This is a genomic window from Halorubrum salinum, from assembly GCF_024494575.1.
In the GTDB taxonomy this organism is placed as follows: domain Archaea; phylum Halobacteriota; class Halobacteria; order Halobacteriales; family Haloferacaceae; genus Halorubrum; species Halorubrum salinum.
Genome location: NZ_JANHDO010000003.1, coordinates 291,795 through 306,278, shown reverse-complemented (window position 1 = coordinate 306,278; position 14,484 = coordinate 291,795). Strand labels below are relative to the sequence as shown.

Annotated in this window: 12 protein-coding genes, 1 tRNA gene and 1 pseudogene; 7 read left to right on the top strand and 7 right to left on the bottom strand. The window is 67.3% G+C overall.

Translation table 11 applies throughout. The annotated features are described in order from the left end of the window. Nucleotides 1-157 precede the first annotated feature (157 nt). Nucleotides 158-925 carry an IclR family transcriptional regulator gene (locus NO930_RS10245; protein ID WP_137783561.1) on the bottom strand — a complete coding sequence of 256 codons (768 nt, stop codon included), beginning with the start codon at nucleotides 923-925 and terminating at the stop codon, nucleotides 158-160. Between the two features lie 182 nt (nucleotides 926-1,107). Here NO930_RS10245 and NO930_RS10240 point away from each other — a divergent pair, with 182 nt between their 5' ends. Together NO930_RS10240 and NO930_RS10235 are read left to right on the top strand one after the other, a co-directional pair. Then, on the top strand, nucleotides 1,108-1,866 hold the full coding sequence (locus tag NO930_RS10240; RefSeq protein ID WP_256403395.1) for a helix-turn-helix domain-containing protein: 759 nt from the start codon (nucleotides 1,108-1,110) through the stop codon (nucleotides 1,864-1,866). 74 nt (nucleotides 1,867-1,940) lie between these two features. After that, nucleotides 1,941-4,439: a heavy metal translocating P-type ATPase gene (locus NO930_RS10235; protein ID WP_256403394.1), complete on the top strand. Its 2,499-nt coding sequence runs from the start codon at nucleotides 1,941-1,943 to the stop codon at nucleotides 4,437-4,439. A 32-nt stretch (nucleotides 4,440-4,471) separates the two neighbouring features. Here the strand turns inward: NO930_RS10235 and NO930_RS10230 are convergent, their stop codons facing one another. Further along, nucleotides 4,472-6,424: an archaea-specific SMC-related protein gene (locus NO930_RS10230; RefSeq protein ID WP_256403393.1), complete on the bottom strand. Its 1,953-nt coding sequence runs from the start codon at nucleotides 6,422-6,424 to the stop codon at nucleotides 4,472-4,474. A 66-nt stretch (nucleotides 6,425-6,490) separates the two neighbouring features. Continuing rightward, a complete protein-coding gene (gene rdfA / locus NO930_RS10225) occupies nucleotides 6,491-7,102 on the bottom strand; it encodes a rod-determining factor RdfA (protein WP_137784304.1) in 612 nt (203 codons plus the stop codon). Nucleotides 7,103-7,970: 868 nt separating this feature from the next. Here rdfA and NO930_RS10220 point away from each other — a divergent pair. Both NO930_RS10220 and truA read left to right on the top strand, forming a co-directional pair. Beyond that, the gene (locus tag NO930_RS10220; protein WP_137784849.1) at nucleotides 7,971-8,453 is read left to right on the top strand and encodes a universal stress protein; all 483 of its coding nucleotides are present in this window, start codon (nucleotides 7,971-7,973) and stop codon (nucleotides 8,451-8,453) included. Further along, complete coding sequence (gene truA, locus NO930_RS10215) at nucleotides 8,450-9,412, top strand: tRNA pseudouridine(38-40) synthase TruA (protein ID WP_256403392.1); 963 nt, start codon at nucleotides 8,450-8,452, stop codon at nucleotides 9,410-9,412. Before NO930_RS10220 ends, truA begins: the two co-directional genes overlap by 4 nt. A gap of 4 nt (nucleotides 9,413-9,416) precedes the next feature. Here the strand turns inward: truA and NO930_RS10210 are convergent, their stop codons facing one another. Continuing rightward, nucleotides 9,417-10,103: a DsbA family protein gene (locus NO930_RS10210; RefSeq protein WP_256403391.1), complete on the bottom strand. Its 687-nt coding sequence runs from the start codon at nucleotides 10,101-10,103 to the stop codon at nucleotides 9,417-9,419. A gap of 105 nt (nucleotides 10,104-10,208) precedes the next feature. On the opposite strand from NO930_RS10210, the pseudogene NO930_RS10205 reads away from it, so the two are divergent. After that, nucleotides 10,209-10,502: pseudogene (locus tag NO930_RS10205) on the top strand (DUF5779 family protein); the annotation flags it as partial. Between the two features lie 149 nt (nucleotides 10,503-10,651). Next, the gene (locus NO930_RS10200; RefSeq protein WP_137783776.1) at nucleotides 10,652-11,626 is read left to right on the top strand and encodes a nucleotidyltransferase family protein; all 975 of its coding nucleotides are present in this window, start codon (nucleotides 10,652-10,654) and stop codon (nucleotides 11,624-11,626) included. On the opposite strand, the gene NO930_RS10195 is transcribed toward NO930_RS10200, so the two are convergent. Together NO930_RS10195 and NO930_RS10190 are read right to left on the bottom strand one after the other, a co-directional pair. Then, nucleotides 11,623-11,841, bottom strand: a complete 219-nt coding sequence (locus NO930_RS10195; RefSeq protein ID WP_256403390.1) for a DUF8145 family protein — start codon at nucleotides 11,839-11,841, stop codon at nucleotides 11,623-11,625. The genes NO930_RS10200 and NO930_RS10195 overlap by 4 nt on opposite strands. 93 nt (nucleotides 11,842-11,934) lie before the next feature. Further along, entirely contained in the window at nucleotides 11,935-13,398 is a 1,464-nt protein-coding gene (locus tag NO930_RS10190) for a DHH family phosphoesterase (RefSeq protein WP_137783778.1), read from the bottom strand. 194 nt (nucleotides 13,399-13,592) lie between these two features. Between NO930_RS10190 and NO930_RS10185 the strand changes: the two genes are divergently transcribed. Further along, nucleotides 13,593-13,666 (top strand) — tRNA-Lys (locus NO930_RS10185). 542 nt (nucleotides 13,667-14,208) lie between these two features. On the opposite strand, the gene NO930_RS10180 is transcribed toward NO930_RS10185, so the two are convergent. Beyond that, complete coding sequence (locus tag NO930_RS10180; RefSeq protein WP_256403389.1) at nucleotides 14,209-14,472, bottom strand: hypothetical protein; 264 nt, start codon at nucleotides 14,470-14,472, stop codon at nucleotides 14,209-14,211. Nucleotides 14,473-14,484: the final 12 nt, after the last annotated feature.

Below are 14,484 nucleotides of genomic sequence, written 5' to 3'. Positions count from 1 at the left end.
GATTCCACGTCCACGTCGGTGCAACCGATCCGGTGGGACACGCACCGAGGGATCGACCGCTCGCGACGAAAGCAGTTTCGTATAATCGAACACATTTCGCGCCGCTCGGCGTGATCTCTTACATTACTACTTTTGTAATTGTTATCTGGATCGGCGGTCACTGACCGTGAGCCAGGGTGACCTCGATGACGTTCGCCGTCTGGTTGAGCATCTCGGTGTATTCGTGCCGCGTGTCGTCGGGGCGGAGGCGACTGATCGGCGTCATGATGCTGATCGCGGCGTTCCGTCGGTCGCCCGTATCGAGCGGCGTTCCGACGCAACCGACGCCGCCGAGTCGCTCCTCCTCGTTGTACGCGAACCCCTCCGTGCGGATCTGTGTGAGTTCCTCGAACAGCCCGGAGCGCGTGGTGATCGTCTCGTCGGTGCGGGCGGGAAGCCCGTGCCGGTCGACTATCTCGTCGACGTGGTCGTCGTCGAGACTGGCCAGAAGCGCCTTGCCGAGCGCCGTCGTGTGGAGGTACACGCGTCGGCCGAGTCGGCTGTCGAGGTTGATCGCCTGGTCGCCGCGCGCGGTGTACACGTAGACGCCCTTGCCCTGTTCTTCGAACATCAGGTTCGTCAGTTCGCCGGTCGCCTCGGCCAGCTTGTCGAGTTCCGGTTTCGCCACGTCGAACACGCCGTCGTACTGTCTGGCCGTGCCGCCGAACTCCAGACACCGGAGGCCGAGCCGATACCCGGTCTCGTGGTTGACGACGAGACCGTGCTCTTCGAGCGTGATGAGGTGTTTGTACACCGTGCTCTTTGCCAACTCCAGCCTGTCGACCAACTCCGCCATGGGGACGCCGCCCTCGTTCTCGGCGATAGCGGTCAGTATCTGCATCGAGGTCCCCGTCGCCCGGACCGACTTCGTTTTTGCCCCCTTCATGCGCGTATGTGGCGCGAGACGGGTAATAAGGGTTGTGAGGGCGATACAGTCCGGTATCGTCCCGGGATCAGTCCAGTACCGGACGCGCCGATCAGGGTTTCTTATGTTCGAACCGGCTAGTTGCGTGTCGACGGGGGGCGGCGGCGACACGTCTTATACCCGTGAGACGCGTACGACCGCGCATGCGAGAACTCGTCTTCGCGTTAGAATACCGCCCCGGATGCAACCGGGTGGCCGACGCGCTCGCCGAACACCCCGACGCCCGGGTCCGGTCGCTCTCGCTCCACGCCACGGCCGACCGTCTCTGGCGGGTGGACCACGCGACCGGCGCGCCGGCCGCGCTCGACGACCTGGAGGCGGCCTTCCGCGACGCCGACTACTACGCGGACTGCCTCGCGAGCGACGACTGCGGCGCGACCCAGACCACGCGCGTGCTAGACCGCGACGGCGACACCCTCGTGTTGTACTCCGACTGGGAGCGCACGCCGCGGTGTGCGTCGGTCCCGCACATCGCCCGCGAACACCTCGGTGAGGGCGTGCTCTTCGAGACGCGACACGAGGGTCGCCACTACACGTGGCGGCTCATTCACCCGGGAACGGGGGACGTGGGCGCGTTCTTCGACGCGATCCGCGACGCCGTCGGCGACTGCGCCCGTACGGAACTCCTCAAGACCGGGAGCACGTCCGCGGCCGCCGCCGGCAGTGGCGAGGGAACCGTCGGCGACGGGAGTGACCTCTCGCCCGAACAGGAGGCCGCGCTCCGCGCCGCCGTCGAGCACGGCTACTACGAGACGCCGCGCGAGACCGACGTCGGTGACCTCGCCGACCACCTCGGGGTCCCGCGATCGACGCTCACCTACCGCCTCCGCCGCGCCGAAGAGCAGCTGGCGAAGCGGTTCGTCGCGGACGCCCGCCTGCCCGACTCGGCCGCCGGTGCCTGACGAGCGACCGCCAGCTAGAATACTTGGAATATTCCAACCAAGACTTACCCCAGTGTCGCCCGTACGGTCGGGTAATGACAGACGACCCGGACGCGGACGACGAGAACATCGGTGGGGCGAGGCGGCGAGAGCTGACCGCTCGGCTCGCCGTCCCCGAGATGGACTGCCCCTCGTGCGCGCGGAAGGTCGACGGCGCTCTCGGCCGCGTCGACGGCGTGGTCGACGTCGACCTCAACCCGACGGCGGGGACCGCGACGGTGGCATACGACGGCGACAGCACCGACGAGGCCGCCGTGGTCGCCGCGATCGAGGGCGCGGGCTACGAGGTGACGGGCGGCCGGCGAGGGGCGGATGAGAGCGGCGAGCGGAGCGACGGCGACGCCGACAGCGACGCGTCCGAGGCCAGCGGCGACTCGGGTGGGGTCGCCGTCGCGCCGCCGACCGAGGTGTGGACGAGCACGCGCGCGAAAAAGACGTGGATCGGGGCCGTGCTCGTCGCACTCGGGCTCGGCTTCGAGTTCGTCGCGACCGGCCGGAACGTCCCGGTGGCGAGCGTCCTCGGCGCGCCGATCACGGTCGCGGACGCGCTGTTCCTCGGTGCGGTCGCGGCCAGCGGCGTTCCGGTGATCCGCGACGGCTACTACTCCGCGCGTAACCGGAGCCTCGACATCGACCTGCTGATGGGGACGGCCATCGTCGCGGCCAGCGGGATCGGCTACTTCGTCGAGGCCGCGACGCTCGCGGTGCTTTTCAGCATCGCCGAGCTGCTGGAGGACTACGCGATGGACCGCGCCCGCGACTCGCTACGCGAACTCATGGAGCTGTCTCCCGACGAGGCGACCGTCCGCCGCGAGGGTGAGGAGCTCGCCGTCCCCGCGGACGAGGTCGCGGTCGGCGAGACCGTGATCGTCCGACCGGGCGAGAAGGTCCCGCTCGACGGGAGGGTCGTCGAGGGCGAAAGCGCCGTCGACCAGTCGCCGATCACCGGCGAGAGCGTCCCGGTCGACAAGACGTCCGGCGACGACGTGTTCGCCGGCAGCATCGCTGCGGAGGGGTACCTCGAGATCGAGGTGACCTCGACCGCGGGCGACTCGACGCTCGCGCGGATAATCGAGATGGTGCAGGGAGCACAGGCGAAGCGCACGGAGACGGAGCGGTTCGTCGACCGGTTCGCGGGCTACTACACGCCCGTCGTCGTCGTCCTCGCGATCGCGACCGCGACCCTCCCGCCGCTCCTGATCTCCGACCCCGTCACGGTCGAGGTCGCCGGGTACGGGTTCGCGTTCGTCGGCGACTGGGGCACGTGGTTCGTCCGCGGGCTCACCCTGCTCGTCATCGCCTGTCCGTGTGCGTTCGTCATCTCGACGCCCGTCTCCGTCGTCTCGGGGATCACGAGCGCCGCGAAGAACGGCGTTCTGATCAAGGGTGGCAACCACTTGGAGGCGATGGGCGACGTCGACGTGGTGGCCTTCGACAAGACGGGGACGCTCACCCGCGGCGAGCTCGCCGTCACCGACGTGATCCCGGCCGACGGGACCGACGAGGCGACACTGCTCCGATACGCCGCCGCCGTGGAGCGGCGCAGCGAACACCCCATCGCGGCCGCGGTCCTCGCGCACGCCGACGCCGCCGCTGCCGGAGCCGACACCGGGGCGTCGGAAGGTTCGACGCCGGGAGAGGGCCCGGAGCCAACCGAGTTCGAGAGCCTCACCGGCCGAGGCGTCCGCGCCGTCGTCGACGGCGAGACGTACTACGCCGGCAAGCCGGCGCTGTTCGAGGACCTCGGCTTCGACCTCGCCCGCCCGGCGACCGACGGGGGCAAGACGGCGGAGGCGAGCGGGCGGACCGCTCCCGACGCCGACGGCAACCCGGCGGCGACGGGCGACGACGCGGGAGACGCGCGCTCCGCCCGGTCCGGATCGCTCGACGCGGAGACGCTTGCGGCGGTCGAACGCCAGGGGAAGACGGTGGTGCTCGTCGGCACCGACTCCGCCCTCCTCGGGGCCATCGCCGTCGCGGACGAGGTGCGCTCCGACGCGGCGCGCGTCGTCGCCCGGCTCCGCGAACTCGGCGTCGAGCGCGTCGTCATGCTGACCGGCGACAACGAGGGGACCGCGAGCGCGGTCGCGGAGCACGCGGGGATAGACGAGTACCACGCCGGGCTGCTGCCGGAGGACAAAGTCGAGGCGGTCGAGACGCTTCAGGCGGAGTACGGGGCGGTCGCGATGGTCGGCGACGGGATCAACGACGCGCCGGCGATGGCGACCGCCGACGTCGCCGTCGCGATGGGAGCGGCAGGCACCGACACCGCGCTCGAAACCGCGGACATCGCGTTGATGGGCGACGACGTCGGGAAGCTCCCGTACCTCTACGCGCTCTCTAACACCGCGAACGGCGTCATTCGTCAGAACGTCTGGGCCAGCCTCGCCGTGAAGTTCCTGTTGGCGCTCGGCGTGCCGCTCGGACTCGTGAGCGTCGCCGTGGCGGTCGTCGTCGGCGACATGGGAATGAGCCTCGGCGTCACGGGCAACGCGATGCGGCTCTCGGGGATCGACCCCGAGCGTTACGAGTGAACCGCACCGGGACGCTCATCGGGCCTCGTCGTTCAGATCGACTCGACCGTGTGGTGGTCGCCGTCGATGGCCGCCGCGTCTTCGGGCAGCAGGGCGACGACGAGGTAGCCGGCGTACTCGCGGAGGTACTCGACCATCGCCGCGATCCGGTCCGAGTCGATCGCCTCAAGCGAGTCCAACACCATGAACGGAAGCGTCTCGTACACGTCGTGGACGAGGTACCCGGCCAAGGCGAAGACGAGTCCCGTCACCTCGCGCTCGCTCTCTGAGAGGTGGTCGACGGTGTCGCGGTAGGCGCTCCCGTCGTCCGTCGAACGAACGACGTGGAGGTCGAACCGGGCGCGTGAGACCTTGCGGCGACCCTCTCGGACTTCCGACTCCCGGCGCTCGATCCAGATTCGGTCGATGTTGTCGTATCCAAGCACGTCCAACACCGCGGCCATGTGCTCGTTGAACGCGTCGACGGCGTCCGCTTCGATCCGATCCACGCGCGTGCGGAGATCGGTCAGCTCGTCGGCCACCGCCTCGCGCCGCTCGCGGAGCGTCTCGCGCTCGTCTATCTTCGTTTCGGTCTCGTCGATCTCCGCTTCCACCTCCGTCAAGTCCGACTCCAACCGGTCGACGCGCAGTTCCAGCTCGTTGGCCTCGCGGTGACGCTCTATCACTTCGTCGTACTCGCCGGCTCCGACGTCCTCCGTCTCGGCCTCGCGCTCCCGGACGCGCGTCTCGGCGGCCTCGCGCTCGGCTTCGAGCGCCTCGATCCGGTCTTTCACCTCCTCGATCTCCGCTTCGACCGCTTCGAGGCGCTCTTCGGCCCGCTGCCTCTCGGCCCGCTGCGTTTCGATGGACGACCGCTTCGACGTGAGCTCCGAGATGCGGTCTCGAACCTCGTTTCGCTCCTCCAGCCGCTCGCCTCTGAGATCCCGGAGCGCGTCCACCGTGTCGTCGATCCGGCCCCGCTCGACCTCGGAGCCGCAGGTCCAACACACGACCTCGTCGGTGCCGAGGAGTTCGTCCGTGACGGAGTTCGACTCCGCGTCGTCGCCGTTCGAGCGCTGTCCGAACGCGACGTCGAGCCCGTCGCCCTCCAGCATCTCCTCGTTGAAGCTGATCACGCTCCCGAGTTCGTTCAGCGTCTCGTCGAGAGCGCGCTTGCGCTCGCGGAGTTCCGTGAGCCGACCGTCGATCCGCTCCGGGTCCTCGTCTGGCGGCTCCGACTCTTCGAGCGTCGCTTCGAGGTCGGTACGCTCCGAGCGAAGCTCCGAGAGCGTCGACTCCTCGGTTTCGATCTCGAAGGTGAGATCTTCGACCTCCGACCGGGCCTCGCGGACGCGTTGGAACGCCGCTTCGAGCTCTTCCTTCCGAGAGCGACTCTCTTCGAGGTCCGCGTCGAGTTCGTCTATCGCTTCCTGTGCGTCCGCGAGGTCCGCGCGGGCCTCCTCCAGTTCGGCGGCGATCTCGTCCCGCCTCGCCTCTAAGTCCGGCAGCGTCGATTCGAGCTGATCCAGTCCCGAAATTCGGTCGTCGAGGTCGTCTTTCTCGCTCTCGAGTTCCCGGATCTCCGCTTCGATCTGGTCCGTGTCGACCGGCCGCATGATTATCTCGCGGAGGTCGTCTCCGCGGGCGACGGCGCGCCGTGACTCGTTGTTTTCGAGGAGGAACGCGAAGAGGTCGGCGAGTTCCGGATCGTCGAGGTACGGGTCGCCGCCGAACGCGATCGTGTCGCCGCGGCGAGTGAGCGTCCGCGTGTACGTCTCGTCACCGACCGTGAGTTCGACGCGTCCCTCTGCCGCGTCGCCCTTCAGCGACGGACGGGTGCTGCCGAGCCCGGCCATGAGCGCCTGCAGGAACGAGGTTCGGTTGGTCGCGTTACGGCCGCTAAGAACCGTCACACCGGGTTGAATCTGGACTTCTGTCTCGTCTATTCCCCCCACGTTGCTCGCGTGAACGCGGACGGGCGACTCCGAAAGCATCTTCGGCTCCATTACGCGAGTTCTACCGGTGCGATTAATATAATTGTTATGTAACTGCAAAATCACGAACGCGCCGCCCTACGAGTCGTCGCAGTCACAGCCGCCCGACCGGAGCAGGTCGCCCACGGGGTAGTCGGAGCCACAGTCGGGACAGATCGCGCGCACGTCGACCAGTAGCTCGTAGTCGTGATCGGTCAACTCGCCGGCGTCGACGAGCGATTCCACGGTGGACTCAGTGACGGCGGCAGTTCGTCCCTGCAGGCGTTCGAGCGTCTCTATTTTCCGGTCGATGCGCTCGTCGGATCGGTCGGGGAGTTCCGCATCGCGGTAGCTCGTGAGGTACGTGTGGACGGCTTGATGAGTGACGAAATCACCGAGCACGACGTCGACGTCGACACCGGCCTGTTCGAGGTCGCGCCGCTTTCGCATTCGGTCTGCGCTACCCGCCTCCTCGTCCGTCAAGGACGCGTACGCGCTCTCGACGTCGCTCTCCACCGCAGAGTGGCCCGCCTCGCGCATCGCCGCCGCCAGGACGCGACGGTTGAACAGTGTCGCGAGGTCCCGGAGGCTCGTTCGGTCGCCGTCCTCGCCGGTCCACCGACGTTCCAACTCCGCACCCAATCCGTCCAACTCGTACGCGTCGATCACCCGCGCGACTTTGCTGTTCGGCCGCGACGACGTATCGGTCATGGCTCACCTTCGCGCTCAGCCTTTACAAAAATAGCGGTGTAACATACGGGTCGGACCGGCACCCTCACGGCGGTCCGAACCGCGTTCAGCGTCGAAACACCCGATTCAGACGCGCTGACTCGATCGTTCTCGTCGTCGCTCCCGAATCGCCGTCTTTCTCCTACCGTCGGCGCTCGCGACTCCGCGTCGTCAGGAACGTCCTCGCACCGCGCTCCGTCCGTGTTCGGCAGAGCGTGCAGACCGGTGGATCCCACGATTGGGTACCACACATTCGGAACGAAAGAACAGAAATATATAATAGCTATAAATTTGATAAAAAGGACGGCTGCCACGGCAGACGGCGCGACTTCCGCCCGTCACGACCGATCGGCCGGCCACCGGTCTCTCCGCGGTGCGAAACGCGTCGAGAGGCGATCCGAGACGTAGACGGGAACGTCCGACGTGATCGCGAAAAGCACGTTGACCGATCGTCGGTCGTGTTGTCCGCCCCGATTCGTCCCGGTCGGCGTCGGGTTCGCATTCGACTATCGGTGGTCTCACCGGCTACACGTGTCGAATCACTCGCTCAATCGTACGAATCTGCGGTCTCTCACGATTCGGTGAAACGTCCTCCGGTCGCGGCGGTCGCGGCGCAGCGACGCGTCACGCACGACCGCCGTCTGTCTCGGACCGGCTCGCCCGCTTCGTTTCTCGATGTGTGACAAAATATATGGAATACTACTATTCTGCTAAGTTACAAGATAACATATGTATATTCGCAACGGGTCTGGCAATGGGAAGCGGCCTCGCGTACTGGTCGGGGGGAGTGTGCCTTCACCTCGATGAGGCGGCCGGTACCGTTTTGCATCCGGCCGGACGACCCTGATACATGTACGACACGATCCTGCTTCCCGTCGCGCCGGGCGGAGAGGCGAACGACGCGGTGCCCCACGTTGCGAGCCTCGCCGACCGCTACGACGCGACCGTCCACGTCGTTAGCGCCATCGACACCGTGGCACAGACGCTGCGCGGGCCGCAGGCCGGCGCGTTCGCCGAGCGCGTCGAGACCGCGGCGGAGGCGCGCGTCGAGGAGGTCACGGCCGAACTGGAGGCGGCGGGCGTCGACGTCGTCGGGAACGTCGTTCGCGGCGAGCCGCTCGACGTGATCGAGAACGCCATCGGCGACAGCGGTGCCGACCTCGTCGTGATGCCGAGCCACGCTCGGACGGGGATCGAACGCGTGCTCTTGGGAAGCGTCACCGAAAAGGTGGTTCGGGTCTCACCGGTCCCGGTGGTCACGGTGCCGATCCGCGAGTCGGACGAGTCGGATGAGCCGGACGAGTCCGATGTCGGTCGGAACGACGCGGCGTGACGGACGCGCCGGCGGCCGAGGGCGAGACCGCATCGACGGAGGACGCGGGACGGCTACGCGCGTTTCGGGTCGCGTACGACGGCCGCGAATACGCGGGGTTTCAGCGCCAGCCTCACGCGACGACGGTCGAGGGGACGCTGTTGCGGGCGCTCGCGAAACACGGGGTCCTCGACCGCGGCGACGGGCCGACACACGCGACGCCACCGGGGTACGCCGCCGCGGGACGTACCGACGCGGGCGTCTCCGCGGTGGGTCAGACGGTCGCGTTCGCGGCCCCCGACTGGCTCACTCCCCGGGCGTTCAACGGCCACCTCCCCGGATCCGTTCGGGTATGGGCCGCCGCGGACGCGCACGACGCGTTCCACGCGACACACCACGCGCTCCGCCGGACGTATCGGTACCACCTCTACGCACCCGGCGGTGGAGAAGGCGGTGCGGAAGCGAGCGCGGGTACCGGACACGACGACGCAGCCCGCGACTCCATCGACGACGAGCGCGTCGCGGACGCGCTCGCCCGGTTCTCCGGCGAACACGACTACCACAACCTGACGAGCGACGAGACGGGGACCGTCCGCGACCTCGACGCGACCGCGACGCGAGACGGCGACGCGCTCGTCGTCGAGGTGTCTGCCGGCGGGTTCCCCCGCGCGCTCGTTCGGCGGCTCGTCGCAGCGGTCGAAGCGATCGGTCGGGGCACCGCGGACCTCGCCTACGCCGACCGGCTGCTCGCCGCAGAGCCCGTTCCCGGGGAACTCGGCGTGGGACCGGCACCGCCCGAGCCGCTCGTCCTCTGGGACGTCTCGTACGAAGACCTGACCTTCTCCGTCGACTCCGAGGCCGCGTCGAGCGCCCGCGTCGCGTTCGACGAGCGCCACCGGGAGGCGCGCCACGCGGCCGCGGCGACCGGGGCGATACGCGATCGGATCGCGGCGAGCGACCGAGGTCGCACCGGCCGGTAGCGACTCAGTCTCCGGAGAGCGCGGACTCGATGGCCGTAGAAATGGCGTCTGCGCCGTATCCGTCGACGGGGTCGCCGTTCACGAAGATGGCCGGCGTTCCGGAGACGCCGATCGACTCGCCTTCGCTGCGGTCGCTCATCGACGCCTCCTCGTACGCGGAGTACTCGGCGTCGGCCATGGCCGCACAGGGGTCGCCGCCCGCCGTCTCGGCGGCCGCCCCTATCGCCTCGCCGCTGTAGCTCCCCTGCGACTCGTAGACCGCCGTCGAGAAGGCGAAAAACGCCTCGTTCCCGCCGCGGGCACCGACGCCGCGAGCCGCGCTCGCGACGGGGACAGCCCACGTCTCGTTGACCGGAATCGGGAAGTCCCAGTGTTCGTACCGGACGTCGCCGGACGCGAGGTACTCCTCGCGGATCGTGGGGAACGCTTCGAGCTTGTAGGTCGCACAGTGAGGACACGTGAAGTCCTCGAACGCCTGTACGAGCACGTCCGCGTCCGGGTCGCCGAGCGTCGGCCGGAAGCCGAGGTCCGGGTCGGTAGGCTCGGTCAGGTCACAGTCGTACTCGCCCGTGTCGAGGCCGACCGTGGCTCCGCTGCCGCCGCCGTCGCCGCTGCCGCCGAGACACCCGGCCGCGCCGACGACGCCGGTAGCCGCAACGCCGGCGAGCAGGGACCGTCGCGTGTGTTTCATACGCCGGATCCGTTCGGAACGCACTTAACCACACCGTGACCGGGCGGCGGTGACCGGACCGACACCGGTCCGAACGTTTTTGCCGTCGCCTCGTGACGCTGTAGTATGAGCGACTGGGACCTCGACCTCCGAGACGCCGAAGCGGAGATGGACGAGGCGTTCGCAGCCAGCGGCGACGTCGTCCTCGGCGTCCTCGACGGGACCACCGATCCCGACGAGTGGGTCCGCAGCGTCGACTACGGCAACACCCTCGTGTTGACCATCGACGGCGACCTCAACGAACTCGCCGCGGGATTCGCCCGCGACGTCAAAGACATGGGCGGCGAACTCATGCACTTCCGCGGCTTCCTCGTCGTCACGCCGCCCGGCGTCGCCATCGACACCGACCGACTGAGCGACTAATCGACCGGAGACCGAGAGGCCCCACGACCGAGCGACAACTCGGATCTCCACCGCCCCCTCCAAACAGCAGGCCCCCGGCGTCGTCAGCATTTCTGAACGTCGATAACAGCACAAGAAGTATGCCGCTTCGGTGAGAGGGTGTCTCCATGAAAGCCGTCGTACTCGCGGGGGGATACGCGACCAGACTCTGGCCCATCACTCACCACCGACCGAAGATGTTCCTTCCGGTGGGAGAAAACACCGTCATCGACGAGATATTCGAGGACTTGGAGGCCGACGACCGCGTCGACGAGGTGTTCGTCTCGACGAACGAGCGGTTCGCCGACACGTTCGCGGAGTACCTCGCCGACAGCCCCTTCGAGAAGCCGACGCTCTCGGTCGAAGAGACCGTCGAGGAAGACGAGAAGTTCGGCGTCGTAGGCGCGCTCGAACAGCTCGTCGACCGCGAGGGCGTCGACGACGACCTGATCGTCGTCGCCGGGGACAACATGATCAGCTTCGATCTCGGCGAGTTCGCCGACTTCTTCGAGTCGAAGGGGACGCCGACGCTGGCCGCCTACGACGTCGGCGACCGCGAGCGCGCCAAGTCGTACGGACTCGTCGACCTCGACGGCGACGAGGTGATCGACTTCCAAGAGAAGCCCGACGACCCGAAGACGACGCTCGTTTCTATCGCCTGTTACGCGTTTCCGGCCGAGACGCTGCCCGACCTCTCGACGTACCTCGAAGACGGGAACAACCCGGACGAGCCCGGCTGGTTCCTCCAGTGGCTCCAAGGGCGCGGGTCGGTCCACGCGTTCACCTTCGACGGGGCGTGGTTCGACATCGGTACCGCCGACAGCTACCTCGACGCGGTCGAGTACGCTCTCGACGGCGGGAGTCTCGTCGCCGACGGCGCGACCGTCGAGGACTCCGAGATCGGCGACGTCGTCCACGTGATGGACGGCGCGACGGTCACCGATTCGACGCTCGACCGAGCTGTCGTCTTCGAGGACGCGACTATCGCCGACTCGTCGATCCGTAACTCCGTGATCGACGAGGGCGCGACGCTGACGGGGGTCGACCTCTCCGGATCGCTGATCGGCGCGTACACCTCGATCACCGACGGCGACGGGTTCTAGCGCGGATCGCCGCCCTCCTCGTCTGCTTGTCCGTGCGTGTGATGGTAGCAGTCGAGCGCGGGGCCGCCCCCGTCGTCCGCCGGATGGAAACACACGCGGCGGTACCGCTCGTTGTCGAGGAGATTGACGACGAACCCGGCGGCGTGACGCGACACCGACTCGTAGGAGTCGCCGCAGGCGGGACAGCGTGCGGGCGGATCGGCTGGAACGTGCATGAGTGTCGCCGTTTGCGTTCTGTCAGTGCCGAACGAGCAAAACCGCTGCGCCGCGCTACGAGCGGTCGTCACCGTACTCGCGGAGCCGCGGCGCTACGAGCCGTTTCCGCTCTCGGTGCCGCCGCCCTCGACGCCGAGCGCGTCGAACAGCTTCCGTCGAACGGCCTCCTCGGTGAGTTCGAGCAGCGTGTCGCGGTTGTCGCCGCTCGCGTCGATGCCCGTGAAGATTCCGAGCGGGATCTCCAGCGATCCCTGCGTCGAGTGACCGGCGGCGTCGCCCATCTCAGAGAACGCCTCGTCGAGGACGTTGCCGATGTTCAGGCGGATGTCCTTCGAGCGCGCCGCGAGGTAGATCGTGTCGTCGGCGATACCCAACACGGCCGTGGTCGTGATCCCTTCGAGGTTGAGGAGGTGTTGGGCGGCCTGCGCGAGCGCCTCGCGGTCCCGGATGAACCCGGCGGTCGAAAAGAGGTGGCTCCCCTGAACCTCGCGATTCTGGATCGCCTCCGCGAGCACGTCGAGCGTCTCGGGACTCATCGACGGCGACTCGACCTGTTCGAGCGTGTCGTGGTTCGCGAACGGGTGGAGGTACGCGGCGGCCGTCAGGTCCGCCGGCGTCGTGTCCCGTTTGAAATCGAGCGTCTCGGCGCGGATGCCGTAGAGGAGTGCGGTCGCGACCGCCTCCGAGGGCGACTGGTCGAACTCCTGTAAGTACTTCGTGAGGATAGTCGACGTCGAGGAGACGTTCGTGCGCACGTCGACGAACCGCGCGTCGAAGGGCACGTCGGCTTCCAAGTGGTCGATGTAGATGTCGATCTCGGTCTCGAAGTCGAACCCGTCGTCGGCGGACTTCGCGAGGTCGACCGCGGCGATGGTCCCGTACTCCGCGAGCTCGGGGGCCTCGGACCGCGCCACGAGGTCGATCCCGAGGAGGTTGACGAAGGCGCGGTTCTCCTGATGGCCGACGTCGCCGGAGTAGAGGATGTCCGCCTCGACGCCGAACGCGTCCGCGATCGCCTGCAGCGCGGTCGCCGACGCGATGGAATCGGGTTCCGGGTTGTCGTGTGTCAGGATCGCCATCCGCCCGTCGCCCGCCTCGATTATCTCGGCGAGCTGGCGAGCCATGTACTCCAGTTCGCCGGTTTCGAGCGACTGGAGCGCGCTGTCTGCGATCACCGTCGAGGGGTTTATCACCACGTCCGCGCCACGCTCACGGAGCTCGTCCTCGCTCACCGGATCCGACGCCCGGACGACCACGTAGTGGTCTCCGCCCGTTTCGCGAACCGCCGAGACGGCCGCCTTGTTGGCCTCGACGTCGCTGGCGAGGATCAACACGATGTCGCGGTCGGCCAGTTCCTCGGTGACGTCGGGCTCGGCGATGTCCTGCACGCGGGCGTTGAGGTCCTGATCGCGGAGCGCCTCGACGCGGCTCTCGTCTCGGTCGAGAATGAGCACGTCCTTGCCGCGGCCCGTGAGTTCCTCCGCGACGGCGTGCCCGACGCTTCCACAGCCGAGGATGGCGTACCGCGTCTGCGCCGATCCGGATGCCCCACTCATTGGCGGTGGTTCCGCGGGACGACACTTAACGAGTGCGTTCTCTCTCACCTCGTTCCGACCGTAACGCGCGTCCCGCTGGGCCGCAGGAGCCGGAGAGCGACCTCCGTGACTACGACGGGCGGGATCCGTCGGAGGCCGCTCGCGTATCGTCGAATGAAAAGGCCTTTTACCGCGACCGCGGTACGACTCAGTGAGGGCCGGTAGCTCAGTTAGGGAGAGCGACGGACTCTTAATCCGTCGGTCGCGTGTTCAAATCGCGCCCGGCCCGCTCCGTATAAATACGTCTTGTATCTGTATCCTCTTATCTCCTAAAACACATTCATGGAAAATATAATACGGATCGTATAGGATCGCACGGGTATGGGTTCACCAACCCTCCCGACGATCGCCGCGAGCATCGTCGTAGTTGCCACGCTCGTTATCGTGAGTAGTGGTGCGGTAGCCGCGGACTCGAACATCGCTCAGGCCCCACAGGACAACCCGTACGACTGTGACGACCCCGCTCCCGGGTACGAAGGGTACACGTGCACGGACAGCGGATCAGTGGACGTACGAGACACGACCGAGACGACTCCATCAATGACTGCTCCCGAGACTGACGGGAATAGTCTCGAAGAGTGTGAAGCAGCGGGAGAGCGGATGGTACAGTGGCATAATTCACGCAGAGGAATCGGAATCGCCACGCACTTCGCGGCTACCGCACAGTACGGTCATTGCGTGTCCGAAAACACGGACTGACTGACACGGAGTTTTTATCGAGCGCGCACTCCGCGGATTACGTTTTTTCGATTGTCCCCTACCGAAGAAGACTCAGTTCACGTCCGGTTCGTCAGCGTCGTCGAGGGGGTCCGTCGCAGTCGACTCGTCTGCGGCGGCCAGTCGGTATAGTCCGAAAAGCGCGCCGGCGACGAAGACCGCTCCTTCGAGGCGTGCACCGGCGTACACCCACTCGCGCGCTTCGACGTCTCCGGAATTTCGAAACGCGGCGCGAGTCCACGCGCGGACCACGAATCGCGGTGCAACGGTCTCGACGAGTCCGACGATGCCGGCTGCCAGAAGCAGTAGGGCCTTCATAGCTGCCCTTCG